The sequence below is a fragment of the Herbidospora yilanensis genome, from assembly GCF_001570565.1.
In the GTDB taxonomy this organism is placed as follows: Bacteria; Actinomycetota; Actinomycetes; order Streptosporangiales; family Streptosporangiaceae; genus Herbidospora; species Herbidospora yilanensis.
Genome location: NZ_BBXE01000029.1, coordinates 64,964 through 88,689, shown reverse-complemented (window position 1 = coordinate 88,689; position 23,726 = coordinate 64,964). Strand labels below are relative to the sequence as shown.

The following is a 23,726-nucleotide window of genomic DNA, read 5'->3' as shown; positions in this document are numbered from 1 at the left end:
TGGTCGTCGGTGAATCGGTCTGCCCAACGACCCGGCTACAGTTCGGTGGCCGTGATCTCGTTGGCGGTGGCGAGCAGGCGGCCGGCCGCGCGTTCGACGTCGAGGTCGATCATCGACACGATCCCCAGGCTGGCGTCCATCGCGTGGCCCTCCGACGCGTAGAGCGGGACCGCGATGCCCACCGCCCCCGGCGTGAGGGTGCCGCGCGAGACGGCGTAGCCCCGCTTGCGGGCCTCCGCCACCGTCTCGGAATCGCGTGGTTGCGGGTCGCGGGAGCTCATGATCGCGATGCCGCTCGCCCCCTGGGACAGGGCGTGGCGGGCGCCGCTGCGCTGGGACAGGTGGAAGACCGCGTCGGACGGCTCGACCACGGCCAGCACCACCGCGTCGTCGCCCTCGGCGACCACACACTGGGCGGTGACGCCCAGCTCCTCGGCGAGGGTGCGCAGGTGGGGCAGGACGGCGCGGCGCAGGTGGGGGTTGGCCTGCCGGGCGAGCTGGATGACGCCCAGGCCGAGACGGTAGCGGCCGGAGCTGCCCTCGGCCGCCAGCCGATGGCTGCGCAGCGTGGTGAGCAGCCGGTAGACCGCCTGGCGGTGCATGCCCAGTGCGGACGCCAGCTCGGCGACCGTCATGTCGCGGTCTTCCGAGGCGAGCAGTTCGAGCAGTTTCAGGCCCCTGTCGAGGGTCTGCGATCCGCTGACCGGCGCCGCGTTCTCGGCGGCGTTGTCACCCGCGCCCAATCGAGTCATCCTCCGGTGATCATGTTGGCGGCGGCGTTGCGCCCCGCTATGCGGCCGAACGCGAGGCATTCGGCGATGCTGCCCCCACCGGCCGGATAGAGCAAACCGTGCAGCGATCCTAGCTCACCGGCAGAGTACAGATTCCGCACCGGACCACCACGCACCGAAGTCACCCGGGCGTGCTCGTCGCGCCTCGGACCGCCCAGTGTGTGGGAGCCGCCGGGCCACAGCGGAAGGGCGTAGTAGCGGGGGCCGGCGAGCGGCGTGAGGGTGGCCGGGTCGCGGCCGAAGTCGGCGTCGGCGCCCGCCGCGCAGTGGGCGTTGTAGCGGGCGATCGTGGCCTCCAGCGCGTCGGGGTCGAGGCCGCACTGCTCGGCGATCTCGGCCGGGCCGTCGCCCATGAGGATCCAGCCCCGGCGCAGTTCCTCCTCGTTGCCGGGGCTCCACTCCAGGTCGCCGACCGGCCCGGCCGGGCCCGAGTACGTCGGGACGAGGGTGGCCGCGTCGAAGCGGGCCTGGTCGAAGATCCACCAGGTGGGCACCCTCGGGCGGCTGAGCCCCGCGGCGTCCATGGCGAGCAGGCCCAGGTGGGCGGCGTGCTGCGGGCCGGGTTCGGCCTGGAAACGGCGGGCCGAGCCGTCGACGAAGATCGAGCCTGGGGGGCGGCGGTCCGGCGCGGGCCCGAACCTGCCCGACCCCCACAGGTCGATCGCCGTGCCCCCGTCGTATCCGCTGTCGGGGAAGCGGGCGACGAAATGACCGGGCCAGACGTTCATGTGCCACAACTCCGCGCCCGCCTCCACGGCCATGCGCACACCGTCGCCGGTGTTGTGCCGGGTGCCGTAGAAGTGCACGGGGGTGACGGGGAGGTACTGCGTCGTCAGGTCGGGCGCGGCCTCGAACCCGCCCGAGGCGAGGACCACGCCGCGCCGCGCGCCGATGCGCTCGACCCGGCCCTCGTGCTCGGCCAGCACTCCGGTGACCGCGCCGGAGGCGTCGGTGAGCAGCCAGCGGGCGCGCACGCCCCAGCGCACCTCGATGTCCCGCCGCTCGGCCAGGTGGCGGAGGAACCCGTGCATGGGGCAGCCGGTGTATCCGGCGGGGCGCGGGCCGGGCAGCGCCTTGTGCACGGTGATCGCGTCGTGGCCGGGCAGGATGTGGTGCTCGCCGAGGATGCCGGTGTCGGCGTGGGCGCAGCCGTGCTCGTCGAGCCAGGCCGGGTTGGCGGCGGTCTCCTCGGCCCAGGCGCGGATCAGGGCGGGGTCGACGGTCTCGCCGTTGACGGCGTAGAGGGCCTCGGCGTAGGCGACGGCGCGGTCGACGTCGGTGGGCACCAGGAAGAAGCCGGCCGCGTAGCGGCTGTTGGGGCGGTGGTCGTAGCGGCCCTGCTTCTCCAGGACGAGCACCTCGGCGCCCAGGTCGTGGGCGGTGACGGCGGCGACGATGCCCGCGTCGCCGTAGCCCAGGACGACGACGTCGGCGGTGCGGTCGAAGGGGCCGGTGTGGAACATCAGGGCCTCCCGGTGAGCCCGAACAGGCGGGCGGCGTTGTCCTTGAGGATCTTCGGGCGGACCTCGTCCCGGATCTCCAGCTTCGCGAAGTCGGCCAGCCAGCGCTCGGGGGTGATCATCGGGAAGTCGGAGCCGAACAGCACCTTGTCCTTGAGCAGCGTGTTCGCGTAGTGGACGAGCTGCGACGGGAAGTACTTGGGCGACCAGCCCGACAGGTCGATGTGCACGTTGGGCTTGTGCGTGGCGATCGCGAGGGCCTCGTCCTGCCAGGGGAACGACGGGTGCGCCAAGATGATCTTGAGGTCGGGGAAGTCGGCGGCGACGTCGTCCACGTGGAGGGGGTTGGAGTACTTCAGGCGCAGGCCGCCGCCGCCCGGGGTGCCCGCGCCCGCGCCGGTCTGGCCGGTGTGGAACAGGGCGGTCAGGCCGTGTTCGGCGATGACCTCGTAGAGGGGGTAGGCCATCCGGTCGTCCGGGAAGAAGCCCTGGGTCGTGGGGTGGAACTTGAAGCCGCGCACGCCGTGGTGCTCGATGAGCCGCCGCGCCGCCTTCACTCCGGCCGCGCCCCGGTGGGGGTCGACGCTGGCGAACGGGATGAGCACGTCGGAGTGGAGGGCGGCCTGCTCGGCGATCTCCTCGTTCGACGGGCGCTGCTCCCGGCCGCTGAGGTGGGCGGTGTCGACGGTGAAGACGACGGCGGCCATGCGCCGCTCGCGGTAGTGGCCGGCGAGCATCGGCACGGTGTAGCGGGTGACCGGCCCCGCCTTGAAGTAGCCGGCCATCGCGGCGAACCCGCCGCCGTCGTCGCCGCCGGTGTCGTGGACGGAGGCCTGCACGTGGGTGTGCACGTCGATGGCCTCGACGGCGGCCGGATCGACGCTCACGCCCCCTCCCCCGCGAGCCGCACGGTCGCGGTGCCGGCGAGCACCTCCACGCCTTCGGCGTTCACGACCGACAGCGCCACCTCGGCGCGGTCGCCGTCGGCGTCGGTGACGCGGGCGGTGGCGGTGAGGGTGTCGCCCGGCCACACCGGCGCCTTGAAGCGCGCCCGGTAGCGGGTGACGTTGCCGTGCCCGAACCAGTCGGTCAGCACGCGGCCCGCCAGACCCATCGTGAGCATGCCGTGGGCCATCACGGTCGGGTGCCCGGCGACCTCGGTGGCGTGGCGTTCGTCGGTGTGCAGGGGGTTGTAGTCGCCGCCCGCTCCGGCGTACATGACGATCTGGGTGCGGTGCAGGTTCTCGGTGACGACCGCGGTCACCTCGCGGCCGATCACTTCTCCACCCGCACGGTGACCGTGGTGGAGCGGGCGACCAGGTCGCCGTTCTCGTCGTGGAAGTCGATGTGGCGTTCGGTGAAGCGCAGCACGCCCCTGCCTCCGGTCTTCTGCCAGGTGCGGCCGTCGCGTCTGCGGGCGGTCAGGGTCTCGCCGGGGCGCAGCGGGCGCAGGTACTCGAACTCCTGCTCCGCGTGCAGCCCGCCTCCCCCGCCTCCGCCGGGCGGCCACGGTCTGCCGGGGGCGGGCCGCAGCGGCCAGTCGGGGTCGTGCTGGGCGTAGGCGATGAGGAACGTGGGCGGCACGGCCGTGCTCTCCTCGCCGAGGGCGCGGTTGAACATCGTCACGTGGCCCTGCTCGATCGGGAACGGCGTGCCGGTCACGATCCGCCGCGCCTGCGCCCGGTTCGCCTTCCCGGCGGGGGTGCGCGGCACCCCGGCGGCCCGCACGATGCGGCGCGGCACCTTGTACCCGGCGAGCCGGTCGCGGACGTGCGCGGCCAGTTCCTCGTCGGACACGCCGTCGAGCCGGTCGGCGGGCGCGACGACGGCGGCCACGACCTGGCCCCAGCGCGGGTCGGGCACGCCGACCACGACCGCGTCGTCGACCAGCGGGTGGCTGACCAGGGCCTGCTCGACCTCCTCGGGGAACACCTTCTCCCCGCCGGTGTTCACCACGCCGTCGCCCCGGCCGAGCAGGATGAGACGGCCGTCGGCGTCGAGCGAGGCCAGGTCGCCGGGCACGGCGTAGCGCACGCCGTCGACGACCCGCCAGGTGCGGGCGGTGCGCTCGGGGTCGCCCAGGTAGCCGACCGGCAGGGGGCCGGCGCTGGCCAGCACGCCGACCCGGCCGCTGCCGGGCTCGACGTCGCGGTCGTTCTCGTCGAGCACGCGGGCGACGGACGCGAGCACGAACCGGGCGTCGGCGACGTCGGCCTCCGACCGCGCCTCGGCGACGCCGAAGGGGCCGCCCTCGGAGGCGGAGATGTTGTCCACGAGCGTCAGGTCGCCGCCGCGCCGTAACAACGCGCGTTTGACCTCGGCGCTCCACACCACGCCGGAGCTGGTCATCCGGCGCAGGCTCGTGATGTCGTAGGGCCGGCCCGCCTCCTCGGCGGTCGCGAGCGCCTGGACCAGGGGGCGGCCGAAGGCGTCGCCGACGATGACCATCTCGCTGACCCGGTGTTCCTGGACGGTGCGCCAGACCTCGTCGGCGTCCAGGGACCGGGAGGCGCAGAAGCAGAGGGTGCCGCCGGCCATGAGGGTGCGCAGGGCGTGGAAGAAACCGGTGCCGTGCATCAGCGGCGACATCGGCAGCACGACCGGCGTCACGCCCTTCGCCCGCAGGTCGCGCACCCGCGCGGCCACCTCCTCGGGGGTGCGCGGGGTGTCGTGGCCGTGCGCGCGGAAGACCGAGGCGATGATGCCGAGCAGCCCGTCGCGGTCCCACACCACGCCCTTCGGGGTGCCGGTGGTGCCGCCGGTCAGCAGGATGATGCCGTGCGGGGAGTCCGCGGCGGGCTCGGCGAACGGGCCGGTCTGGGCGGCCTTCTCGTAGGTGTCGGCCCCGCCCACCTCCAGCAGCGCGATCGGCAGGCCGGCCGTGGCGGCGGCGGCCCGGTCGGCCAGCCCGGCGTCGTACACGAACGCGGCGGCCGAGGTGTGGCCGAGGACGTGCCGCAGCTCGTGTTCCTGGTAGCGGTAGTTGACGTTGACCGGCTGCGCCCCGAGCTCGAAGGCGGCCAGCACGGTCTCGACGTACGCGGCCGAGTTGTAGAGCGCGATCGCCACGGTCGAACCGGCCCCCACCCCCCGCGCGGCGAGCGTGCCCGCGACGCGGCGGGCCCGGGACACCAGCTCGGGGTAGCGGCGGACGTGCCCGCCCTGGACGACGGCGGGACGGTCCCCCGCGGCGAGCGCGGCGGCGCGCAGGGCCGCCGCGACGGTCATTGCAGGCACGGGCATTTCAGACACGGGCATCTCAGGCAAGGTGGCCTCCGATCCGGGTGTGGCCGCGCAGCAGGTCGCGCGACAGGATGAGCCGCTGGATCTCGTCGGTGCCCTCGTAGATCCGCATCGCCCGGACGGCCCGGTACCAGCTCTCCAGCGGGAGTTCCCGGGTGTAGCCCATGCCGCCGTGGATCTGGAGGGCGCGGTCGACGACCCGCCCGACCATGCCGGTGCAGTAGAGCTTGGCCATCGCGGCGGAGTGCCGGGCGTCGGCCCCCCGGTCCACGTCCCAGGCGGCCCGGAGGGCGAGCCAGCGGCCGGCCTCCAGTTCGGTCTCCGAGTCGGCGATCATCCACTGGATCGCCTGGTTGTCGCCGATCGGACGACCGAACGCGCGCCGCAGCCCGGCGTAGCCGACGGCCATGGACAGGCAGCGTTCGGCGATGCCGACGCAGTGGGCGGAGATGACGTGGCGGCCCTTGCCGACCCATCGCCCGGCCAGGTCGAAGCCCGCGCCGACCTCGCCGAGCACCTTGTCGCCGGGCACCCTGACGTCGTCGAAGAACAGGGTCGCGGGCCGGTGCCAGCTCCCCATGGTGGGGATCGGAGAGGAGGTCCACCCGGCGGCGCGGTCGACCAGGAAGGCGGTCGCGCCGGGATCGGTCGCGGCGATGACGATGGCGTAGTCGGCGTCGTCGCCGTTGCTGATGAAGGTCTTCTGGCCCCGGACGACCCAGTCGGTCCCGTCGGGGCGGGCGGTGGTGCGGATCGCGGCGACGTCCGACCCGGCGTCGGGTTCGGTGAGGGCGAAGCAGCCGAGCCGCTCCCCCGCGATCGTCGGCTTCAGGTACTCCTCCTGTTGCGCGGCGGTCGCGGCGTAGAGGATGTTGTCGGCCTGGCCGCCGAAGCGGAAGGGCACGCAGGTGCGGGCCAGCTCGATGTGGATCAGCGCCTGGGTGAGGGCGGGCAGGTCCATTCCGCCGTACGGCTCCGGGGTGCTCAGGCCCCAGAAGCCGAAGCTCCTGGCCTTGGCCCGCAGCTCGTGTTCCCGCTCCCTCGGCAGCCGGTCCGCGCCGCCGCGGAGGAAGCCGTCCTCCAGGGGCAGCAGTTCCTTGGTGACGAAGGCGCGGGCGACGTCGCGGAGGTCGCGCTGCTCGTCGGTGAGGGCGAAGTCCATCAGCGTCCCCCGGAGGGGCGCGGCGGCAGGCCGTGGGCCCGCACGTTGGAGATCATCGCGGCGTCGAGCATCCACGCCTTGGCCAGCGCGGGGTCGGCGGCGATCTGCGCCATGCGGCGGCGGAAGCCGCGGCGTTCGGCCTCGTCCTGCTCGGCCATCTCGGTGGTCGTCCGGTGGGTGATCTCCTGGACGGCCTCGACGGCGGCCTTGCGGCGGCGGTGCGCCCAGTGGTCGAGCAGTTCGGCGCCGGCGCCCTCGCCGAGCACCCTGCCGAGCTGGACCGACAGGTCGAAGGCGTCGTGGATGCCGCCGTTGAGGCCCATGCCGCCCATCGGGCTGTTGACGTGGGCGGCGTCGCCGAGCAGCAGCACCCGGTCCTGGCGGAAGCCCTCGGCGACCCGCTGGTGCACGGAGTAGATCTTGCGCTCCAGCAGCGGCAGGTCGGGGTGGTCGCCGAACAGGCCGCGCAGCCGTTCCGCGACGTGGGCGTCGGTGAGCGCCTCCTCGGCCGGCAGTTCCGGCGGCACCGCGACGACGACCCGCCACACGTCGGGCACCCGCAGGATCAGCAGGTGCTCGCGGGGGTCGGCGATGTAGTTGACGTCGCAGATGCCCGGGAGCAGGGTCTCCAGCGGGTAGTCGATGCTCAGGACCAGGTAGCGGTGGTCGTAGGTGAGCCCCTCGAAGGGGGTGCCGAGGGCCTTGCGGAGCGTGCTGCGCGCGCCGTCGGCGGCCAGCACCCACCCGGCCTCCACCCGCTCCCCCGACGCCGTGGTCAGCACGGCCGTGCCGCCGTCCTGGCTGACGTGGGTGACGCCCTCGCCCATCCGCACGTCCACCCGCGGATGGCGGCGGGCCAGCGCGTCGCTGAGGATCTGGGTGTACTTGTACTGCTCCAGCTGGAGCCGGAACGGGTAGGCGGTCTCGTCGGCCAGCAGCCCGAAGTCGAACTCGGCGATGAGGCCGTCCCTGCGGTCCCTGATCTGGTACGTCCGGGCGATGATGCCCTCCGACAACATCGCCTCGGCGATGCCCAGGTCGCAGGCGATCTCCAGGGTCGGCGGGTGGAAGGTCGAGGCCCGCCACTCGGTGCTGAGCACCGGGGTCTCCTCGAAGACCGTGACCGAGATGCCCCGTTCGGCCAGCGCCAGGGCGGCGGTGAGGCCGACCGGTCCCGCGCCCACCACGGCGACGTCGAGCACGGCCATCACCCGGCCCATTCGGCGAGGTGGTCGCACATGACGGCGGCCAGGTCGGGACGGCCCTGGAAGTAGTGGTCGGCGCCCTTGATCTCGACCAGCTCGCGGCGGTCGTGGCCGACCGCGTCGTACATGCCCCGGGCGTGGCTCGGGAAGGCGGCGCGGTCGGCGGAGCCGTAGACGACCATGACGGGGGCCTTGACCTGGGCCAGCTCGCGGTAGGCGTCCGCGCGGGCGTGGTCGGCGCTCCACTGGCTGAGCCAGGAGCGCAGGCTCGTGAGGTGGCCGAGCGAGGCGGGGCGGAAGTTGGCCGTCCAGGCGTCGCCCCACAGGGTGCCGGCCGTGCGGTCGGAGGGGTCGAGCGAGAGGTCGAGGAAACGCGGGTCGGCGGCGGTGCCGTGGACGACGAACGGCAGGTCGTCGGGGCCCTTCCCGTCGCGGGCGTGCTCGGGCAGCGTCGCGAGCCGGTGCAGCGCCCAGTCGGTGATGCGCCGGTTGCGGTCGAGCTGCGCCCGCCGGTAGCGGGCGACGAACCCGGCGCTGTACGCCGGCCCGTTGGCGGGCTCGAACAGGTCGAGCGCGGCGTCGCGGTCGAAGGGCTCGTGCTCGTCGGTGATCGCGGCGTCGAGCCCCTCGGTGTAGACGATCGCGCGGCCCGGGTGGGCCATCGCCATCACGACGCGGTCGGCCGGGATCAGCCCGGCCCCGGCGAGGTCGGCCGGGTCGCCGGCCGGGGTGTGGGTGATGGTCGGCGTCTCGGCCTGCGACTGGTAGAGCGCGGCCAGCCCGCCGCCGCCGGAGTTGCCGACCAGGACGACCCGGTCGTAGCCGAGCCCGCGCAGGTGGCGGACGGCCGCGCCGACGTCCAGGACGCAGTTCTCCATGATCAGCGCCGAGTCGTTGCCGACGTAGCGGGTGGCCAGGCCCGCCGCCGCGACGCCCCGGGAGGCCAGCGCCTCCAGCGCGTAGTGGCCCAGGAAGTTGGAGGCCGGGTGCACGATCAGCACGACGGCGCCGCCGTGGGGGCGGCGGTCGTCGCGCCAGAGGGTGGCCCAGATCGTGCCGCTGAGGCGGGCGACCCCCGAGTTGATGTCGAGCCGCCCGCCGGGCGTCATCGGCACGGCGAGCAGCTCACGGGTCAGCACGGACGGCTCCGCGCGGTCCACTCGGCCAGCGCCGCGGCGCCCTCGCGGGCGTCGTCGGCGGTGAGCGGGCGGGTTTGGAGGGTCAGTTCAATCCGGACGCCGTTGGGGTCGAAGAGGTAGAGCGACTCCCAGACGCCGTCGTGGTCGACGATGCCGACCGTCTCGACGCCCTTGGCCGCGAAGTGGGCCTTCCAGGCGTGCAGTTCCTCCATGGAGTCGACGTTCAGCGCGATGTGCCGGATCCACGAGGGCACCGCGTCGGGGCCCGGGTTCTCCAGCCCGTCCACCTCGAAGAAGGCGATCGCGCCGCCGTCGCCCAGGCCGAAGAACGTGTGCAGGTACGGCGTCTTCGCGCCGCTGGAGGGCACCACGTCGAGCTGGATCGCGGCGATGAGCTCGCACTTGAGGACCTCGGTGTAGAAGTCGTGCGTGGCCTGCGAGTCCCAGGTCGGGTAGGCGATGTGGTTGAGCGAGCGCGGTGCGCGCAGCGGGGCGGTGGCCATCCTCACTCCTCGGTATTTATCAATTATCGGACAACCAGTCCGAAATTTGTTTTGATTCTGTGGTGGCGCCGAGCGATCTGTCAACCGCTCAGAGCACGACGACGCCACGCAGCGCCTCACCCGAGAGCAGCCGCGCGTAGCCGAGGGCGGCGTCGTCGAGCGGGTAGGTGCCGGTGACGTACTCCTCCAGCGGCAGCCGCCCGCCGAGGTAGAGCGAGGCGAGCAGCGGCAGGTCGCGGGGCGCGTCGCAGTCGCCCCAGATCGACACCCTGATCGAGCCGCCGGTCAGGAAGAGCCGCCGGAGCGGCAGGCCGACGGTGTCGCCCTGCCGGGGTGCGCCGACCACGACCAGGCGGGAGCCGGGGCCGCGCACCGCGTCGGCGACCGCGAACGACGCGGGCCCGCCGACGGCGTCGAGCACGACGTCGGCGCCCCTGCCGCCGGTCACCTCGCGCACGCGTTCGGCGACGTCCTCCTTCGAGGCGTCCACGACGTGGGTCGCGCCGAAGCGGCGGGCCGCGTCGAGCTTGGCCTCCTTCACGTCCACCGCGATCACCGTGCGCGCCCCGGCGTAGGCCGCCCCGGCGACCGCCGCGACGCCCACGCCGCCGCAGCCGAGCACCACCACGTCGTCGGCCGGGCCGGCCTCGGCGGTGTTGACGGCCGCGCCGAAGCCGCTCGGCACCGCGCAACCGAGCAGCGCCGCGATGCGCGAGGGCACCCGGGGGTCGATCGGCACGACGTGCCGGGCCGGCACGGTGACCAGTTCCGCCAGACCGCCCACGCCCAGCACCGGCGTGGCGGGCACGCCGTCGCCGAGCGGCACCCCCGGCCGCCGGAGCAGCCGGTCGGGGCAGGCGCGGGGCCGTCCGGCCGCGCACTGGCGGCAGCCCCCGCACGCCACCATCGGCGCGACCACCACCGCGTCGCCGACCCGCAGCCCGGAGGCGGCCGGGCCGAGCCGGGACACCCGCCCGGCCACCTCGTGCCCGACGAGGTAGGGGAAGTCGGCGCCGGAGGTGCCGTGCATGAAGTGCACGTCGCTGTGGCACAGGCCGCAGGCCGCCACCTCGATCCGCACCTCGTCGCCGACCGGTTCGTGTACCGGTATGTCCTCGATCGCCAGCGGGCCGTGCGCGGCGCGCGCCACGGCCCCTCGGTAGTGGGCGGCCATGGGCTCTCCTCGGGTCAGTACCAGCGCGGCGCGGCGGCCGGGGCGGTGTCGATGATCACGGTCTTGGTCTCGGTGTAGGCCTCGTGGCCGATGCGGCCCAGCTCGCGGCCGACGCCGGACAGGCCGACGCCGCCGATGGGCGCGTCCAGGGCGAGCGCGCCGTAGGAGTTGATCCAGAAGTAGCCGGAGCGCACCCGCCGGGCGGTGGTCAGCGCGCGCTCGATGTCGCGGGTCCAGCAGCCGCCGACCAGCCCGAACGGCGAGTCGTTGGCGAGCGCGACCGCCTCGTCGGCGCCGGAGAACCGCTGCACGGTCAGCACCGGCCCGAAGACCTCCTGGTAGACGATCTCCGGCGGGCGGCCGGGGATCTCCAGCACGGTCGGGGCGTAGAACGCGCCGTCCGGGGGCGTGCCTCCGGCCAGCACCCTCGCGCCCTGGGCGACGGCGTCCTCGACCATGCCGTGCACCCGGGCCGCCTCCGCCGCCGAGATGAGCGAGCCGAGGCGGCTGGCGGGGTCGAACGGCGGGCCGACCCGGATCGACCGGGCCAGGTCCGCGACGCGGGTGGTGAACTCCTCGGCGACCGGCTCCTCGACGAGCAGCCGGGAGCCGGAGAAGCAGCGCTGCCCGGCGTTGCGGAACACGCCGCCGACGGTGGCGTGCAGGGCGGCGTCGAGGTCGGCGTCGGCGTAGACGATGTTGGCGGACTTGCCGCCGAGTTCGAGCAGCACCCGTTTCACGCCGCCGGCCGCCGAGCGCATGACCTGGCGGCCGACCTCGGTGCTGCCGGTGAAGGACACCATGGTCACCGCCGCGTGCCCGGCCAGGCGGCGGCCGACGTCGCCGCCGCCCTGGAGCACTTGGAGCAGGTCCGGCGGCAAGCCCGCCTCGCTGAGCAGCGCGGCGAAGACGGGGGCGGCCAGCGGGCTCAGCTCCGGGGCCTTGACCAGCACCGCGTTGCCCGCGGTCAGCGCGGGCCCGGCCTTCTGCGCGGCGAAGACGAGCGTGGTGTTGAACGGGATGATCGCGGCGACGACGCCGACCGGTTCGCGGAAGACCATACGGATCGAGCCGCCGTCGTACGGGAGCGTGCCGCCTTCGAGGGTGGCGGCCCAGCCGGCCGCCGCGCGTAAGTGGGCGGCGGCCACCGTGACCTCGCCGTGGGCCTCGGCCAGGACCTTGCCGTTGTCGAGGGCGACGAGTTCCGCGAACCGGTCGCGCCGGGATTCGAGCAGGTCGGCGGCGGCGCGCAGGATCCGGGCGCGTTCGTGCGGGGAGGTGGCGGCCCAGGCGGGCTGGGCGGCGGCGGCCGCGCGCACGGCCGCGTCGACCAGGCCGGGCCCGGTCTCCTGGACGGTGGCCAGCGGCGTGCCGTCGGGAGGGTGGACGGTGACGAACTCCCGGCCACCGCCGTGCCGGAGCTCGCCGGAGACGAAGGTGTGGGCGGACGGAACGTTTGTGCTCAACGACTGCTCCCGTCGGGCGGATTCTGGGCCCGGGCACAGAGATCGCCACCGTCATTTCGGCTACGAAAGGACCGCGACGTGCGCTTTTGCCCTCGGCTGTGGCGCAACGCTACCATCGGATCTTACTTATAGGACTTATCGTCCGATAAATGAAATCTCTGAGGAGCTCCCGTGGAGTATGCGAACCTCGGCCGCAGCGGTCTGGTCATCAGCCGCCTGGTCCTCGGCACCGACAACTTCGGCACCCAGACCACCGGGGAGGACGCGTTCGCGATCATGGACAGGGCCCTTGAGCTGGGCGTCAACCTGATCGACACGTCCAACGTGTACGGCTGGAGCTTCGGCGAGGGCCTCACCGAGCAGATCATCGGCCGCTGGCTGGCCCAGGGCGGCGGGCGGCGCGAGCGTGTCGTGCTGGCCACCAAGCTCTACGGGCGCATGGCCGAGGGGCCCAACAACTCCGGCCTGTCGGCCATCCACATCCGCCGCGCCTGCGAGGACTCGCTGCGCCGCCTCGGCGTCGACCACATCGACCTCTACCAGCCGCACCACATCGACCGGTCGGTGCGCTGGGAGGAGATCTGGGAGGCGATGGAGCTCCTCAAGGCCCAGGGCAAGATCGTGTACGTCGGCTCGTCGAACCACCCCGGCTGGCATATCGCGGGCGGCCAGGAGATCGCGGCCCGGCGCGGCCACCTGGGCCTGGTGAGCGAGCAGACCGTCTACAACCTGCTGGAGCGCACGGCGGAACTGGAGGTGCTGCCGGCCTGCCGCCACTACGGCGTCGGCATGATGCCGTGGTCGCCGCTGGACGCCGGGCTGCTCGGCGGCGTGCTCCGCAAGGAACGCGAGAACACCCTCGGCAGGGCGCTGCCCGGCGCGGGCATGGCCCCGCACCGCGGCCGCCGCATGGTGAAGCTGGAACACCACCGCGCGCAGGTGGAGGCGTACGAGAACCTGTGCGCCGACCTCGGCGAAGACCCGGCGAACGTGGCCGTGGCCTGGTTGCTGACCCGTCCCGGGGTGACCGCGCCCATCATCGGGCCCCGCACGGCCGGGCAACTGGAGGCCGCCGTGCGGGCCTTCGACGTGAAGCTCGACGAGACGACGCTGGCCCGGCTCGACGAGATCTTCCCCGGGCCGGGCCCCGCGCCGGAGGCCTACGCGTGGTGAGCTGACTAGCGGAAGGTCTGCTGGAGACCCAGGAGGCGGGTCACGCCCACCTTCTCCAGGTGCTCCCGGTGGTCGGCCACCGAGTGCACGTGGGTCTCCAGGTACTCCTTCGTGCGGTCCTGCGCCGCCAGGTCGCGATACTCCACCAGGCGGTCGCGGTCGTAGCCGTAGTGGCCCGGCGACGACAGCGGGTAGGCGCCGTAGGGCGCGTGCGCGACGGTCTCGACGATCGCCCCGGGGATGGAGACGATCCGGGGGTCGGGGGCGGGGGCGTACTCGTCGAGGATCTCGTCGGAGCTGATGATCACGTGGTCGCAGGCCTTGGCCATGACGTCCTCGAAGCGGCGCTGGCCGAAGATCTGCGTGTTGCCCCTGCGGTCGGTGACCTGCGCGTGGAACAGGCCGTAGTCGGCGCGCAGGGCCGGGACGGTGGTGACCGTGCGTCCCGTGTACGGGTCGACCACGGTCTTGATGCGCGGGTTCACCTTGGGCAGGTCGGTGCCCTCGTAGAGGGGCGGCAGGGGCAGGAAGGGCAACCGGCTCGCGCCGGCCCGGAAGCCGTACACGATGTAGGCCTCGTCGCCCTCCACGATCTCGATGCTCTGGTTCTCGGCGGCCCGCCGGAAGTTCGGGGCCAGGCCGAGGAACTCCAGGCCGACGTAGGAGACGTGCAGGCGGCGCACGCACCCGGCCGCGATCAGCATGTCGACCGGCGCGCCCGCGCTCGGCGTCGGGATGAGTTCCAGGTCGCGGACGCCGCGCCTGATCAGCGCGTTGACCAGGGCCATCGGGCTGTTGTGGGAGTGCACGCCGCCCAGCGCGACGACCGCGCCGTCGGGGATGCCGGCGACCGCCTCCTCCGGCGTGGTCACCTTGCTCGTGCTCATCGGGGCTCCTTCGCCGTCTCGCCCAGCGGCACGCCGGTCAGGCGCTTCAGCTCGGCTCTCCTGATCTTGCCGCCCTCGTCCACGGGCAGGTCGGCGACGAACTCGACCTCGCGGGGGCGTTTGTAGCCGGCCAGCCGCTCGGCGCAGTGGGCCAGCACCTCGTCCTCGGTCAGACCGGCGCCGGGCACCCGCTGCACGAGCGCCTTGACCGACTCGCCGAACCGCTCGTGCGGCACGCCGACGACCGCCGCCCTGGCCACTCCCGGGCACGCCTGGAGGACGGCCTCGACCTCCCCGGCGTACACGTTCTGCGCGCCCGACCTGATCACGCCCTGGGCCCGGTCGGCCAGGTAGATGTAGCCGCGCTCGTCGCGCCAGGCCATGTCGCCGAGCCGCAGCCACCCGTCTTCGAGCACCTGCCGGGTCACCTCGGGCTGGCTCCAGTAGCCGGAGAACACGCTGGGCGCCTTGATGCGCATCTCCCCCGTCTCGCGTACGGGCACCTCGCGGTCGTCCCCGTCGAAGATGCGCACCTCCGCGAAGGCGGCCGGACGGCCGACCGGGACGATCGAGGCAGCCCCTTCGGCCAGGAACCTGCGGTGGTCGTCGGGCGTCAGCAGCGCGGTGAAGCCGCCCGCCTCGGTCGCGCCGAAGGCGTGGTAGAGGTCGACGCCCAGCCCCTCGGCCACCGACCGGACGAGGCTCCAGGAGACCGACGCCCCGCCGTAGCCGATCATCTTGAGCGACGGCGCGGGCCCGAGGGCGGGCAGCGCGCGGGCGAGGTCGACGAGCATGGTCGGCACCAGGAAGGCGTGTTCGACCCCGTGGTCGGCGACGTCCCGCACGAACGCGGCCGGGTCGAACCGCCGCCGCAGGAGCAGGGGCACGCCGAGGTAGGCGGTGGTGGTCACGAACGACGCGCCGACGCCGAGCGTGAGCGGCACCGAGAGCCAGGTGGGGCCGCCGCGCGGGACGGCGATCTCGGCGAGGTAGTTGGCGGTGTGCGCGAGCTGCTGGTCGTGGGTGGCCATGCAGCCCTTGGGCGCGCCGGTGGTGCCGCTGGTGTAGCGCAGCGAGCGCAGGTCGCCGCCGTCGCCCGTCGCCGGGGGCGGGGTGGGGTCGGCGCTCGCGATGAGGTCGCCGAGGCTCTCGGCGGTGACGACCACGCGCACGCCGGGCACGGCCCTCGCGGCCTCCGCACCCGCCGGGGTGTCGGTGATGACGGCCGCCGCGCCCGAGTGGGCCAGGATGCGGGTGATCTCGGGGGCGGTCATCTTGGGGTTGACGCCGACCGCGACCAGGTTCACCTTCCAGAGCCCGTAGAAGGCGGTCACGATCGGGTGGCCGTTGCCGAGCACGAGCGCCACCCGTTCCTGGGCCCGCAGGCCGAGGGCGGTCAGCGCGTTGGCCAGGCGGTCGCTCTCGTGGTCGAGCTCGGCCCAGGTGAGGGTGCGTTCGTCGGTGATGACGGCGAGCCGCTCGCCGCGCCGGACCGCGTTCTGCCGCAGCAGGGTCTCGATTCGCATGGTTCCGTCTCTCAGCCTTGCGGGAGCGTCCGGAGCACCAGGTCGGCGACCAGGCCCGGCTGCTCGATGGGCACGTTGTGGCGGGCCCCGGCCAGCACGTCGACGGGGAGGCCGAGCACCTCGCCCATGTCGGCGGGCCGGATGCCGGGGTCGTCGTCGCCGCACGCCAGCCGGACGGGGCAGGCGGCCCGTGCGGCCATGGCGGCCAGGGTCTCGGGGGCGGCGGGGGGCGTGGCGGTGATGCGGGGGTCGCCGGACAGGCGGTGGCCGCCCTCGGTGAGGGCCAGGCCGGTGTCGAGGGCGTCCGGGGCGCTCAGCCCCGAGATCCGGCCGAACAGGGCCCGCGCCTCCTCGACGGTCGGGAAGACGCGGGTCGGGCGGGTCGCGGCGGCGGCGCGGCGGGTCAGCTCGGTCTCGGTCCAGCTCACCTTCATGGCGATGACCAGCGCCGAGGCCGCCTTGACGGCCCGGGTGCCGTCGGCCAGGGCCAGGGCGACCATGCCGCCGAGGGAGTGGCCGACGAGATGGGCCGGGCGGCCGGCCAGCCAGGGCGCCAGCGCGGCGGCCACGGCGTCGGCGTAGCCGTCGGGAGAGTAGTCGCGCTGCCAGCGGGAGCGGCCGTGGCCGGGCAGGTCGGGCACGGCCCACGCGATGCCGGGGCGGCGGGCGGCGAGTTCCCGGACGACGTCGCTCCAGACCGCGCCGGAGGCGGCCGAGCCGTGGAGGAACACCACGACCGGGCCGTCACCGCCCCCGGTTTCGAGGTGGACGCCGGCGGGCGCGGGCGATCCCGCGAGGGTGGTCATGAGACCTCCGTTAGGAATCGCGACACCGCTTCGGCGAACTCGGCGGCTCGCTCGATCTGCGGGTAGTGGCCCGCCTCGGCGATCGTCACCGTGGTCGCGCCGGGGATCTGGGCGGCGAGGTCGTGCCAGGTCGCCTCGGGCACCAACGAATCGTGCTCGCCCCGGATCAGGCACGTGGGCACCCGGATGCCGCCGTAGTCGCGGGCGGGCGGGCGCCCGGACGGGCGGCGATGGGGGGCGCGGAGGTGCCCGGCCTGCGCGGTCTCCCACGCGCCGGGGAGCGTGGCGTAGGCGTGGCGGCGGCGCAGGTAGTCGTCGTCCGCGCGGCGCCCCGGGTCGTGGAAGAGCACGTCCATCGAGGGGCGCAGGCCGTCGAGCGTGCCGTCGAACCGCTCCAGCACCTTGCGGCCGGCGGCCTCCGGCGGGGCCAGCCCGATCCCGGCGGCCACCATGGCGCGGATCGGCCAGACCGGGGCGGCGGTGGCGGCGACGTCCAGGAGCAGGCGAGCGCTGAGCGAGGTGCCGACGAAGAACGCCGGCTCGACGCGTAACGTGCGCAGCACCCCGGCGACCTGGCGCAGCATCAGCCGCCGCTGGCCGCCGAAGTCGCGGACCTTGTCGCTGTGGCCGAAGCCGACGAGGTCGAGGGCCAGCACGCGGTAGTGGCCCGCCAGCAACGGGATGCAGTGTTCCCAGGTCAGCTCGGCGGCGGCGCCGTACTCGCCGCCGTGGAGCAGCACCAGCGGCGGGCCGTCGCCCGCCTCCAGATAGTGGGTGGTGAGGCCGTCGGCCAGCAGGCGGCGGCCGTTCATGCGGTCGCGGGGTAACGGCGCAGCACGCCGTCGGTGTCGACCTCGGTGCGCAGCAGCCGCAGCTCCTCCTCGGAGGGCGGGTCGACGGTCGCGACGTCGTCGGCGACGAGCAGTTCGAAGCCGGTGGCGGCCTGGATGCTCTCGACGCTGCTCCACGGATGCACCTTGATCAGGCGCATGCGGCGGCTCTCCGGCTCGAAGTCGAAGACGCCGAGCGGGGTGAAGACCCGGCGCGGGCCGTCGGACTCGGGGCGGAACACCTTGCTCCTGGAGTCGCCGCCGTCGAGCCAGCCCGCGCCGCTGACGAAGTCGACCTTGTCGACGAAGATCCGGGGGCTGTGGTGCTCGGTGTAGATGTAGCTGGTCTTGAAGCCGCCGAGGAAGATCAGGCCGATCGTGCCGGGGCCGCGCACCTTCGGCTTCTCCCACGGCCCGATGGCGACCATGTTGAGGTTGCCGTGCTTGTCGATCTGCATGCCGCCGAGGAAGGCGAAGTCGAAGCGGATCGCGGTCTCGAAGTCGACGACGTCGTCGAGGCTGAACTGGTATTCGCTGGTCACGAGGTTGCGGTAGTCGGCCGACGACTCGGTGAGGCGGCGGATCCTCGGGTTGGTCGCGCCGCTGCCGCCGCAGAAGAAGGACAGGTTCGGCGCGTGGGTGAGCTGGGCCAGGCGCAGGCCGGCCGCGGGGATGTGGGAGGCGGCGCCGACCGAGCCGAAGTCGCCGTCGGCCATCTCGTGGGCGATGGAGACCGCCATCATCTCGGCCCAGCTGTAACTCGCGTCGGCCACGTGACCCCCTGGGAAGCTTGCCATGATGGTGTTTCGCATTTATCGTACATCAAGTCCGCAATGTGTTACAGAGTCGGCGCCGCTGTCAAGAGGATCGACATGACCCGTCCCACCGCGATCGAGCGCGCCCTCCACGGGCTCGTCGACCTGCACTGCCACTCCGGACCGAACCCGCTCCCCCGCCGCTTCGACCACGTCGCCGCGGCCGAGGACGGCGCGCGTCTCGGCATGCGCGCCCTGCTGGCCAAGTCCCACCACCACAACACGGTCATGGACCTGCTGGCCATGCGCGACCGGCTGGCCCCGCTGCCCACGAAGGTCTACGGAGGCATCGCGCTCAACAACCAGGTCGGCGGCGTCAACCCGTTCGCGGTGGAGTTGTCGCTGCGCATGGGCGGGAAGTGCGTGTGGTTCCCCACCATCTCCTCCAGTGCCCACATCGACCACCACAACTCCGGCGGCGGCTTCCCCACGCCGACCATCCCGCTGTCGGTCGAGCGGGTCGACGTGCGCGGCCCCGACGGCGCGCTGCTGCCCGCGGTCGGGAAGGTGCTCGACCTCGTCGCCGAGGCCGGCGCGCTCGTGTCGGCCGGGCACCTCCCGCCGGGCGACATCCTGGAGGTGTTCGCCGCCGCCAAGGACCGGGGCGTGCGGCGGCTGGTCGTGAGCCACCCCAACTTCGTCATCGGCTCCGACCCCGCGCAGTGCCGCGAGTTCACCGCGCTCGGCGCGTACATCGAGCACGAGACCAGCATGTACGACCCCGAGGTCGCCCAGCGGAAGGGCACCCCGGAGCAGCTCCTCGCCTGGATCGAGCAGGTCGGGCCGGAGCACACCGTGCTCGCCTCCGACCTCGGGCAGGCCGGGCGGCCGATGCCGGTCGACTCCTTCATCCGGGTCGGCGGGGCCCTGCTCGACCTCGGCCTGCCGGAGAAGGACCTGCGCACGATCGTCCGCGCGAACCCGTCCTACCTGCTCGGCCTGGACGACTGAAAGGACCCGCATGTACAGCGCCACCGACCCACGCGCCGCCCTCGACGCCACGCCCTACGCGGGCGACCCCAACGCCCCCATCGCGGCCCTGGCCACCTTCGAGTTCGCCGGCCTGCCGCCCCAGGAGACCACCGCGCGCGGCGGCCGGACGTGGTACGTGCGCGGCCAGAACCTCGCCATCGTCTACAGCGACCTCGCCGACGGCGACACCCTCACGCGCACCGGCCAGGGTGAGGAGTACGTCGTGATCCTGCCCGACCCGGCCGGCACCGTCGAGGTCGTCGCGGGCGACTCGGCCGCCACGGTCGCCGGCAGCGGCGTCGTCGTGGTCCCGCCGGGCGACAGCACGCTCACCGCGCGCGGCCCGGTCACCCTGTTCCGCCTGTTCGACACCCGGACCGAGGACGTGCTGGCCCGCTGCGCCAACGCGGGTTCCTACGCAGAACCGCACCCCCGGGTGGCTCCGCTGGGGTTGTGGCCCGACCCGCCCGCCGGGCACCGGCTGCGCGTCTACCTGACCGCCGACCATCCGCGGGCGCCCGGCCGGTTCGGGCGCATCTTCCGCACCAGCGCGTTCATGGTGAACTTCGGCGACCCCGCCGACGGCCCGCGCGACCCCGACCGCATGTCCCCGCACCACCACGACGACTTCGAGCAGTGCTCGCTGACCGTCGCCGGCGACTACGTCCACCACGTGCGCACCCCGTGGACCTCCCGGCTGAGCCAGTGGCGTCCCGACGAGCACCCGCGCGTGTCCAGCCCGTCGGTCGCGATCATCCCGCCGCCGACCGTGCACACCAGCCAGGCCGTGGGCCCCGGCCGCCACCTGCTCATCGACGTGTTCAGCCCGCCGCGCGCCGACTTCTCGGCCCGGCCCGGCTGGGTGCTGAACGCCGACGAGTACCCCGCGCCATGAGCGGCCCCCGCCTGGGCACCTGGATCAAACTGGCCACCACCGAGTCCGTCGAGATCATGGGGTACGCCGGTTTCGACTTCGTGGTGATCGACCTGGAGCACTCCCCGCTCGACCTCGGCCTGACCGCCCAGATGATCGCCCTGGCCCACGCCTCCGGCATGGACGCGCTGGTCCGCGTGCCCGGCCACGACGCCGCCACGATCCAGCGGGTGCTCGACGCCGGAGCGCGCGGCCTGCTGGTTCCCCGGGTCGACTCGGCCGAGCAGGCCCGCCGGGTCGTCTCGGCCATGCGCTTCCCGCCGCTCGGCGCCCGTGGCGCGGGCGGCACCTCCCGGGCGGGCCGGTGGGGCCTGCTCTCCCGCGAGGAGTACGTCGGCGCGCCCGTGTGGTGCGTGCCGCAACTGGAGAGCCCCGCCGCGATCGAGGCGGCCGACGACATCCTCGCGGTGCCCGGCGTCGACGCGGTCTTCCTCGGCGCGGGCGACCTGTCGCTCGCGCTGGGCGTCGGCATGGGCGACCCCGCGCTGCTCCCCCTCCTGGACAGGGGCCGGGAGGCCGCCGCGCGGGCCGGGAAACCGTGCGGCGCGGCCTGCGCCGACGCGGCGTCGGCCCGGAGGGCGGCCGGCCTGGGCCACGAGTTCCTGATCGTGGGCAACGACGCGACCATGCTGGCCCGCACCGCCCGTTCGACGGTGCGCGGCGTGCGCGGGGAGGCCCCGTGATCGTCGGCACGTGGCGGCTGCTCGACCACTACCTCGAAGGCGGCGGCGCGGCGGGCCCCGACGGCGCGCCGGGCGACCGCCCGCTCGGCCCCGTCCCGCTCGGCCGGCTCCTGTACGCCCCCGACGGCCACATGGCCGTCCAGTACATGCCGGGCGACCGTGCCCCGCTGACCACCGGCAACTGGCGCTGGGCCACCGGGCCCGAACGCCTGGCGGCGGTGCGCGGATACGGCGCCTACAGCGGCGGCTACGAATGGCTCGGCGACCGGGTCGCCCACCACATCGAGGCGGCCGTCTACCCGAACTGGATCGGCGCGACGATGGTCCGCCTCGCGGAGCTGACCGGCGACCGCCTGACCCTGCGCGCCGAGCGCACTCCGGACGAACCCCCCACCCCCGTCCTCGTCTGGGAGCGCCTGCCCCCGTGGAGACCCGCCTCATGATCGACGCCCACGCGCACCTGACGACCGACGACCCCGCCTATCCCTCCCTGGTCCCGGTCGCCGACCCGATGACCGCCGAACGCCTGCTGTCGGCGCTGGACGCCCACGGCCTGTCGGCGGCGGTCGCGGTGCAGCGCGCCCACGTGTTCGGCTTCGACAACCGCTATGTCGTGGACGCGGCCAGGAGGCACCCCGGCCGCCTGGCGGCGATGTGCGTCGTCGACGGGCTCGCCCCCGACGCCGCCACGACGGTCCGCCGCTGGGCGTCCCTGGGCGCGCGGGCGATGCGCCTGACCGCCCCCGGCGGCGGCAGGCACGGCGGCCCCCCGGGCGCCGGCTGGTTCGCCGGCCCCGAGGCCGCGGCGGTCTGGCGGACGGCGGCCGACCTGGGCCTGTCGATGTGCCTGCACCTCTACCGCTGGAACCGCGACGAGTGCCTGCGCGCCCTCCCCGCCGTCCTGCGCGTGTTCCCGGACGTGCCGGTCGTGCTCGACCACGTGGCGAGCGTGGAGACCGGCGGGCCCCGGCCCTACCCCGGCGCCGACCTGCTGCTCGCCCTGGCCGACCATCCCCGGGTCCACGTGAAGGCGACGACGCTCAACCCGGGCCTCGACCCGGCCGGCGCGGTGACCTGGCTGGTCGGCGCGTTCGGCGCGGAACGCGTGTTGTGGGGCTCGGACGTGACGCAGACCCCGGTCGCCTACCCCGAGATGGTCCGCATCGGCCGCGCCTCGGTGTCCGGCCTCCCTGCCGCCGACGCCGCCCAGGTCCTCGCCGGCACCGCCGCCCGCCTGTACGGCCTGGCCCCGTGACCCCGGCGGACACTCCGGTCGGCACTCTGGTCGACACGCACGTCCACCTGTTCCGCCGCGACCTCCCCCTGTCGGCCGGCGCGTGGACGCGCCCCGACGGCGAGTTGCCGGTCGAGGACTTCCTCCCCCTGATGGACGCCCACGGCGTGAGCCACGCGGTCGTCTCGGCCATGAGCCTGCTGGGCGACCGCAACGCGTACACCCTGGCGGTGCTGCGCGCGCACGACAGGCTGCGCGGCACCGTCGACCTGGAACCGGGCGACGCCCTGGACGACTGGCCCGGCGTCGTGGGCGTGCGTCTCCAGTGGCGCCGCCGCGCGGACCTGTCGCTGCGCCCCTACCGCTCGATGTTGCGCGAGGTGGCGGAGCGCGGCTGGCACGTGGAGCTGAACGTGGAGTCGTCCCGCCTCGCGCCCGTGCTGGAGGGCCTGCTGGAGTCGGGCGTCGACGTGGTCGTCGACCACTTCGGCGACCCGTCCCCGGAGACCGGCTACGCCGGCTCCGCGCTGCTGCCCGCCCTGGCCACCGGCCGCGTCCGGGTGAAGCTGTCGGCGGGCTACCGGTTCCGGGTGTCGCAGGAGCGGCTCGCCGGATACGCCGCCACCCTGCTGGAGGCGGCCGGCCCCGACCGGCTGTTCTGGGGCAGCGACGCGCCCTTCGTGGGCGCGCGGCGGCCGGTCTCCTACGCCGAGGCGGTGCGGTCGTTCGGCGTGCTGGTGCCGGACCCGGCCGACCGCGACCGCATGACCCGCGCGTCGCTGGACTTCTACTTCGGCTAGCGGCCCGGGGGCAGGTGGCTCTGGAAGTGCGGGGTGAACTCCGCGAAGTCGGCGGACAACTGGTCGGCCGTCCAGCCGCCCTCCCGCCGGGTCACGAACGTCTCCTTCGGGTGGCCCCAGATCGAGAATCTGTCGCCGCCGAAGCCGAAGTACTGGCCGGTGACGCCGGACGCCTCGTCCGACGACAGGAAGACCAGGAGCGGCGCCACGTCCCGCACCGTGCCGATGCCCCGGTGGCGCAGCTCGGCCGGGACGGGGGCGCCGCCCTCGACGGCGGCCACCACCTCCGTCAGGCTGGGGATCGTCGCGGCCATGCGGGTGAGAGCCGTCGGGACGATCGCGTTGACCGTCACGTCCTGCTTGGCCAGCTCGACCGACCACACGCGGACCATCGCGATCACGGCCGCCTTGGAGGCCGCGTAGGCCGTCTGGCCGAAGCCGCCGTACTGACCCGCCGGGGAGCCGACCAGGATGAGGCGGCCGCCGCCGCCCTGTTCGCGGAAGCGGCGCGCGGCGGCGCGGCCGCAGGTAAAGGTGCCGCGGACGTGGCTGTCGACCACCAGGTCGAACTCCTCGTCGGTCACCTTGCCGAGGGTGCGGTCGCGGAGCGCGCCCGCGTTGGTGCACATCACGTCCAGGCGGCCGAACTCGGCCACGGCCCGGCCGACGAGGGCGTCGGCGGTCGCCGCGTCTCCGACGGCGCCGGCCTCGGCGACCGCCCGGCCGCCCGCCGCGGCGATGGCGGCCACCGCCTCGTGCGCGGCGTCGGCGTCGATGTCGTTGACGACCACGCTCGCGCCGGCGGCGGCCAGGGCCTCCGCGTAGGCGCGGCCGAGGCCCCGGCCCGAGCCGGTCACGACGGCGACCTTGTCGTCGAGTCGCACGTTCTCTCCTTCGACACGAAATGGGGCGGGGGCGGGGCC

General features: G+C 74.0%; 24 protein-coding genes. 7 read left to right on the top strand and 17 right to left on the bottom strand.

Going from position 1 to position 23,726, the window contains the following annotated elements:
* Window positions 1-35: 35 nt before the first annotated feature.
* From AW273_RS23475 to AW273_RS23425, 11 genes are all read right to left on the bottom strand, one after another.
* Complete coding sequence (locus tag AW273_RS23475; protein ID WP_063910073.1) at window positions 36-752, bottom strand: IclR family transcriptional regulator; 717 nt, start codon at window positions 750-752, stop codon at window positions 36-38.
* Window positions 749-2,254: an FAD-dependent oxidoreductase gene (locus AW273_RS23470; protein ID WP_062351877.1), complete on the bottom strand. Its 1,506-nt coding sequence runs from the start codon at window positions 2,252-2,254 to the stop codon at window positions 749-751. Before AW273_RS23470 ends, AW273_RS23475 begins: the two co-directional genes overlap by 4 nt.
* A complete protein-coding gene (locus AW273_RS23465) occupies window positions 2,254-3,138 on the bottom strand; it encodes an amidohydrolase family protein (RefSeq protein ID WP_062351874.1) in 885 nt (294 codons plus the stop codon). The genes AW273_RS23470 and AW273_RS23465 overlap by 1 nt, the downstream gene beginning before the upstream one ends.
* On the bottom strand, window positions 3,135-3,530 hold the full coding sequence (locus AW273_RS23460; protein WP_062351873.1) for a MaoC/PaaZ C-terminal domain-containing protein: 396 nt from the start codon (window positions 3,528-3,530) through the stop codon (window positions 3,135-3,137). The genes AW273_RS23465 and AW273_RS23460 overlap by 4 nt, the downstream gene beginning before the upstream one ends.
* Window positions 3,527-5,494, bottom strand: coding sequence for an AMP-binding protein (locus AW273_RS23455; RefSeq protein ID WP_157556079.1), 1,968 nt, complete (start codon window positions 5,492-5,494; stop codon window positions 3,527-3,529). Before AW273_RS23455 ends, AW273_RS23460 begins: the two co-directional genes overlap by 4 nt.
* A 16-nt stretch (window positions 5,495-5,510) precedes the next feature.
* Complete coding sequence (locus AW273_RS23450) at window positions 5,511-6,659, bottom strand: acyl-CoA dehydrogenase family protein (protein WP_198168318.1); 1,149 nt, start codon at window positions 6,657-6,659, stop codon at window positions 5,511-5,513.
* The gene (locus AW273_RS23445; RefSeq protein WP_062351870.1) at window positions 6,656-7,876 is read right to left on the bottom strand and encodes an FAD-dependent oxidoreductase; all 1,221 of its coding nucleotides are present in this window, start codon (window positions 7,874-7,876) and stop codon (window positions 6,656-6,658) included. Before AW273_RS23445 ends, AW273_RS23450 begins: the two co-directional genes overlap by 4 nt.
* Window positions 7,864-9,000 carry an alpha/beta fold hydrolase domain-containing protein gene (locus AW273_RS23440; RefSeq protein WP_083949986.1) on the bottom strand — a complete coding sequence of 379 codons (1,137 nt, stop codon included), beginning with the start codon at window positions 8,998-9,000 and terminating at the stop codon, window positions 7,864-7,866. Before AW273_RS23440 ends, AW273_RS23445 begins: the two co-directional genes overlap by 13 nt.
* Entirely contained in the window at window positions 8,994-9,503 is a 510-nt protein-coding gene (locus AW273_RS23435; RefSeq protein ID WP_062351869.1) for a VOC family protein, read from the bottom strand. The genes AW273_RS23440 and AW273_RS23435 overlap by 7 nt, the downstream gene beginning before the upstream one ends.
* A gap of 88 nt (window positions 9,504-9,591) precedes the next feature.
* Window positions 9,592-10,677: a zinc-binding dehydrogenase gene (locus AW273_RS23430; protein WP_062351868.1), complete on the bottom strand. Its 1,086-nt coding sequence runs from the start codon at window positions 10,675-10,677 to the stop codon at window positions 9,592-9,594.
* A gap of 14 nt (window positions 10,678-10,691) precedes the next feature.
* Window positions 10,692-12,143 carry an aldehyde dehydrogenase family protein gene (locus AW273_RS23425; RefSeq protein ID WP_062351865.1) on the bottom strand — a complete coding sequence of 484 codons (1,452 nt, stop codon included), beginning with the start codon at window positions 12,141-12,143 and terminating at the stop codon, window positions 10,692-10,694.
* Between the two features lie 171 nt (window positions 12,144-12,314).
* On the opposite strand from AW273_RS23425, the gene AW273_RS23420 reads away from it, so the two are divergent.
* Window positions 12,315-13,316, top strand: a complete 1,002-nt coding sequence (locus AW273_RS23420) for an aldo/keto reductase (RefSeq protein WP_062351862.1) — start codon at window positions 12,315-12,317, stop codon at window positions 13,314-13,316.
* A gap of 5 nt (window positions 13,317-13,321) precedes the next feature.
* Here AW273_RS23420 and AW273_RS23415 read toward each other — a convergent pair whose 3' ends face one another.
* Genes AW273_RS23415 through AW273_RS23395 form a run of 5 tightly spaced genes read right to left on the bottom strand, consistent with a single transcriptional unit; the run spans window position 13,322 to window position 18,138 of the window.
* Complete coding sequence (locus AW273_RS23415; protein ID WP_062351859.1) at window positions 13,322-14,203, bottom strand: CoA transferase subunit A; 882 nt, start codon at window positions 14,201-14,203, stop codon at window positions 13,322-13,324.
* Window positions 14,200-15,729 carry a class I adenylate-forming enzyme family protein gene (locus AW273_RS23410; protein WP_062351856.1) on the bottom strand — a complete coding sequence of 510 codons (1,530 nt, stop codon included), beginning with the start codon at window positions 15,727-15,729 and terminating at the stop codon, window positions 14,200-14,202. Before AW273_RS23410 ends, AW273_RS23415 begins: the two co-directional genes overlap by 4 nt.
* A gap of 11 nt (window positions 15,730-15,740) precedes the next feature.
* Window positions 15,741-16,535 (bottom strand): alpha/beta fold hydrolase, encoded by a 795-nt coding sequence (locus AW273_RS23405; protein ID WP_062351853.1) that lies wholly within the window; start codon window positions 16,533-16,535, stop codon window positions 15,741-15,743.
* On the bottom strand, window positions 16,532-17,347 hold the full coding sequence (locus AW273_RS23400; RefSeq protein WP_062351850.1) for an alpha/beta fold hydrolase: 816 nt from the start codon (window positions 17,345-17,347) through the stop codon (window positions 16,532-16,534). The genes AW273_RS23405 and AW273_RS23400 overlap by 4 nt, the downstream gene beginning before the upstream one ends.
* Window positions 17,344-18,138, bottom strand: a complete 795-nt coding sequence (locus tag AW273_RS23395) for a CoA-transferase subunit beta (RefSeq protein ID WP_062351847.1) — start codon at window positions 18,136-18,138, stop codon at window positions 17,344-17,346. The genes AW273_RS23400 and AW273_RS23395 overlap by 4 nt, the downstream gene beginning before the upstream one ends.
* Before the next feature lie 99 nt (window positions 18,139-18,237).
* Here AW273_RS23395 and AW273_RS23390 point away from each other — a divergent pair, with 99 nt between their 5' ends.
* From AW273_RS23390 to AW273_RS23365, 6 genes are read left to right on the top strand one after another with little or no spacing between them, the layout of a single operon-like run.
* A complete protein-coding gene (locus tag AW273_RS23390; protein WP_062352119.1) occupies window positions 18,238-19,131 on the top strand; it encodes a DUF6282 family protein in 894 nt (297 codons plus the stop codon).
* Between the two features lie 10 nt (window positions 19,132-19,141).
* Window positions 19,142-20,047, top strand: coding sequence for a cupin domain-containing protein (locus AW273_RS23385; protein ID WP_062351844.1), 906 nt, complete (start codon window positions 19,142-19,144; stop codon window positions 20,045-20,047).
* On the top strand, window positions 20,044-20,769 hold the full coding sequence (locus AW273_RS23380) for an HpcH/HpaI aldolase family protein (RefSeq protein ID WP_062351841.1): 726 nt from the start codon (window positions 20,044-20,046) through the stop codon (window positions 20,767-20,769). Before AW273_RS23385 ends, AW273_RS23380 begins: the two co-directional genes overlap by 4 nt.
* Window positions 20,766-21,212: a lipocalin-like domain-containing protein gene (locus AW273_RS23375; RefSeq protein ID WP_062351838.1), complete on the top strand. Its 447-nt coding sequence runs from the start codon at window positions 20,766-20,768 to the stop codon at window positions 21,210-21,212. The genes AW273_RS23380 and AW273_RS23375 overlap by 4 nt, the downstream gene beginning before the upstream one ends.
* Window positions 21,194-22,024 carry an amidohydrolase family protein gene (locus AW273_RS23370; RefSeq protein WP_062351835.1) on the top strand — a complete coding sequence of 277 codons (831 nt, stop codon included), beginning with the start codon at window positions 21,194-21,196 and terminating at the stop codon, window positions 22,022-22,024. Before AW273_RS23375 ends, AW273_RS23370 begins: the two co-directional genes overlap by 19 nt.
* Entirely contained in the window at window positions 22,021-22,803 is a 783-nt protein-coding gene (locus AW273_RS23365) for an amidohydrolase family protein (protein ID WP_062351832.1), read from the top strand. The genes AW273_RS23370 and AW273_RS23365 overlap by 4 nt, the downstream gene beginning before the upstream one ends.
* Here the strand turns inward: AW273_RS23365 and AW273_RS23360 are convergent.
* The gene (locus tag AW273_RS23360) at window positions 22,800-23,687 is read right to left on the bottom strand and encodes an SDR family NAD(P)-dependent oxidoreductase (RefSeq protein ID WP_062351829.1); all 888 of its coding nucleotides are present in this window, start codon (window positions 23,685-23,687) and stop codon (window positions 22,800-22,802) included. The two genes, AW273_RS23365 and AW273_RS23360, sit on opposite strands and share 4 nt — an antisense overlap.
* Window positions 23,688-23,726: the final 39 nt, after the last annotated feature.